This is a genomic window from Streptomyces sp. NPDC055078 (genome assembly GCF_053607985.1).
Genome location: NZ_JBSGUP010000833.1, coordinates 1 through 3149, shown reverse-complemented (window position 1 = coordinate 3149; position 3149 = coordinate 1). Strand labels below are relative to the sequence as shown.

Annotated in this window: 2 protein-coding genes; one reads left to right on the top strand and one right to left on the bottom strand. The window is 69.6% G+C overall.

The features are described from left to right. Window positions 1-423: 423 nt before the first annotated feature. Window positions 424-1101 carry a response regulator transcription factor gene (locus ACWF94_RS37385; protein WP_453499204.1) on the bottom strand — a complete coding sequence of 226 codons (678 nt, stop codon included), beginning with the start codon at window positions 1099-1101 and terminating at the stop codon, window positions 424-426. Window positions 1102-1610: 509 nt separating this feature from the next. Here ACWF94_RS37385 and ACWF94_RS37380 point away from each other — a divergent pair. Next, window positions 1611-3110 carry a peptide MFS transporter gene (locus tag ACWF94_RS37380; RefSeq protein ID WP_453499202.1) on the top strand — a complete coding sequence of 500 codons (1500 nt, stop codon included), beginning with the start codon at window positions 1611-1613 and terminating at the stop codon, window positions 3108-3110. The last annotated feature ends 39 nt before the right edge of the window (window positions 3111-3149 follow it).

The following is a 3149-nucleotide window of genomic DNA, read 5'->3' as shown; positions in this document are numbered from 1 at the left end:
GGTACCCCCACCTACGCCCTGCGGCGTGGGGGGACCCCCAGCGCCTCAAACTCCCCCAGAGCTGCGCCTGGGTGGGGGTGCCCCCCGGGCAGAGCCCAGGGGGAGTACCCCCAGGCGAAGCTGGATTTGCCGCCCCGCGCCTCAAACGCCAACGGGGGGATTTGCCCCCACCCCACCCCCAGAGCTTCGCCTGGGTGAGGGTGCCCCCTGGGTGGGGGTGGCTGAATGTGCGCACTCAGGTCAGCACAACCAGCCCGTCCGGCGATTGAGGACACGCCCGCAGGGCGTGCGGGTACCGACAGCGCGGGCCCGGCGCGTGGCGGAGCGCACGGGATGGGGGACGGGCGGAGGCCGGGCCGGGGCGGGACCGGGGCGGGACCGGACCGGGGCGGGACCGGACCGGACCGGACCAGGCCGGGAGGGTCAGCTCTTTTCGAAGCGGAAGCCGACGCCGCGGACCGTCGCGATGTAGCGGGGATTCGCCGCGTCGTCGCCGAGCTTCTTCCGGAGCCAGGAGATGTGCATGTCCAGGGTCTTGGTGGACGACCACCAGGTGGTGTCCCAGACCTCGCGCATCAACTGGTCGCGGGTGACCACCCGGCCCGCGTCCCGGACCAGGACCCGTAGCAGATCGAACTCCTTGGCGGTGAGCTGCAACTCCTCGTCGCCCATCCACGCGCGGTGGGACTCGACATCGATCCGGACTCCGTGGGTCGCGGGCGGCGGCGCCGGTTCGGACGCCCCGCGGCGCAGCAGCGCGCGTACCCGCGCCAGCAGTTCGGCGAGGCGGAACGGCTTGGTCACATAGTCGTCGGCCCCGGCGTCCAGACCGACCACGGTGTCCACTTCGTCGGCGCGTGCCGTGAGCACCAGGATCGGGATCGTATGGCCCTCGGCGCGCAGCCGTCGCGCGACCTCCAGGCCGTCCATCCCGGGCAGTCCCAGGTCCAGTACGACCAGGTCGACACCGCCCGCCAGACCGGCGTCCAGCGCGGTGGGACCGTCCTCGCGCACCTCGACCTCGTATCCCTCCCGGCGCAGGGCACGGGCCAGCGGCTCCGAGATGGATGCGTCGTCCTCGGCGAGCAGTACACGGGTCATGGGTGTGATGGTAGTCCGCGAGAGGTACGCGCCGGGGCGTGATCGACCAGCCCTGCGGGTCTGGGATACGGCCAGGAGAGCTACCTTCGATTCGGGGCATGCGGATACGGGTACACCTGTGATCCACCTCTCAAGTCGTTCCAAATACCTCTGTGTCATGCCGTATGGTGGTGAATACGCCTGTAGCACTACACAGCGATCTTTGGGACCTCGGGCCTGCCGCGCGAACAGCTAGCAGTGAGCAGCGGCAGACTGCCAGGGGTCCTCTCTGTGCGCGGGGACCGGTGGTGCCGGTCCCCATGAGCAGTGAATGACCTATGGGCCGGGCTCCGGACGCGAAGACGCGCCCGGGGCGTGGATCCCGGTGCGGACTGTCCCCCCACCTCCGGCACCCTTCCGGAGCGAGCCCCTCAGGCGTGGGGCGGGGGCCCCGCCGCACCGGTGCCGGTCACCCCCACCGGGCGCGTACCGCTCACAAGGCAGCGCGTCCCGACACGCAAGGAACGACCATGGCGTCAAGCCTGACGAAGGCTTCGGCCGGCCCCGCCGGCTCCGAGAGGACCTTCCTCGGCCACCCCCGCGGCCTGGCCAACCTCTTTATGACCGAGATGTGGGAGCGCTACAGCTTCTACGGCATGCGGGCCCTGCTGGTGCTCTACCTGGCCACGAATGTGGCCGACGGCGGACTGGGGATGAAGGACGCGACCGCGGTCGCGATCTACTCCGTCTACAACGCCATGGTGTATCTGCTCGCCCTTCCGGGCGGCTGGCTCGGCGACCGGGTCTGGGGCGCGCGCAAGGCGACCGCCATCGCCGGTGTCGTCATCATGGCGGGCCACTTCCTGCTGGCGATCCCGGCGGAGTTCTCCTTCTTCATCGGTCTCGCGTTCATCGCGGCCGGTTCCGGTGTGCTCAAGGCCAATATCTCCACGATGGTCGGCCAGCTCTACCCGGACCGGAACGACCCCCGCCGCGACGGCGGCTTCACGATCTTCTACATGGGCATCAACCTCGGTGCCTTCTTCGCCCCGCTGACGATCGGCTGGGTCGGCCAGCAGGTCGACTGGCACCTCGGGTTCGCGATGGCCGGTGTCGGTATGGGGATCGGCCTGCTCTGCTACTTCCTGGGCTTCCGCCATCTGAGCGAGGAGTCCGCGAAGGTTCCGTCGCCGCTGCCGCCCGCCGAGCGCGCCGCGCTGGTCAAGCGGGCCCTGATCTGGCTGGCGGTCGCCGCCGGGGCGTACGCCGTCGTCGGTCTGTCCGGTGCGTTCAGCATCGACTGGGTGCTGTGGCCGCTGACCGTCCTCGGTCTGGTGCTGCCCGCCTGGTATCTGATCCGTATCAAGCGGGACAAGGATCTCTCCGAGGTCGAGCAGTCCCGGATGTCCGGCTACATCTGGTTCTTCGTCGCCGCCGCCGCGTTCTGGGCAATCTACGACCAGACCGGTTCGACGCTGGCGCTGTTCGCCAAGAACGACACCCGGTCCACGCTCTTCGGCTTCGACTTCCCCGAGAGCTGGTTCCAGTCGCTGAACCCGCTGTTCGTGATGGCGCTCGCGCCGCTGTTCGCCTGGCTCTGGGTGGCGCTGTTCAAGCGGCACCACGAGCCGAGCACGCTCTCGAAGTTCGCCTCGGCGCTGGTGCTGATCGGTGGCTCCTTCGGCGTGATGATGGTGGCGCAGGGGCTGGCAGCGGGCGACGCGAAGGTCTCCCCGATGTGGCTGGTCGGCGTCTACTTCATCCAGACCGTGGGCGAGCTGTGTCTGTCCCCGGTCGGCCTGTCGCTGACGACCAAGCTGGCGCCGGAGAAGTACGCCGCCCAGATGATGGGCGTCTGGTTCCTCGCGGTGACCGCGGGCGACTCGGTCATCGCGCTGCTCCAGCTGATCGGCGCCCCGACGGACACTCAGGGGTGGTTCGCCAGCCAGGGTGTGGTCGCCGCGCTCGCGGGTGTCGCGATCTTCATGTGGCGGCGGAAGGTGAAGCCCCTCATGGGCGGGGTGCACTGACTCCGGGATACGGTTTCCGGTCCCCGGGCGGGCGCGGAC